At 57.0% G+C, this 258-nt stretch carries 1 protein-coding gene; it reads right to left on the bottom strand.

The genetic code is table 11. From position 1 onward, the window contains the following. The coding region (locus SB786_RS36815) for a hypothetical protein (RefSeq protein ID WP_410731661.1) at positions 1–258 on the bottom strand (258 nt) is incomplete at both ends.

Below are 258 nucleotides of genomic sequence, written 5' to 3'. Positions count from 1 at the left end.
GTCCAGATCGTCGACGAAACCGAGTAGCTGGATAGTGCCGATTGCCGATGCCTTTTCGACCACTTCGGGATTCATGCTGACCTCGCCGGCGATCGCGAGAGAAAAACGTTGCAGCAGGTCGCGCTGCTCGTTGATGAAGTGAAGTATGCCGTCCACATTGAACGGATTGCGCGAGCCGATGAACAGCAGGTCGATATCGCGGCCAGCGTGGGGTGTTGCCGTAGTGCGATGGCTCGCGACGCTGTATTTCGGCAAAAA

This window comes from Burkholderia sp. SIMBA_062, assembly GCF_046534765.1.
Taxonomy (GTDB): domain Bacteria; phylum Pseudomonadota; class Gammaproteobacteria; order Burkholderiales; family Burkholderiaceae; genus Burkholderia; species Burkholderia ambifaria.
This window is presented reverse-complemented; position numbering and strand designations above follow the sequence as displayed.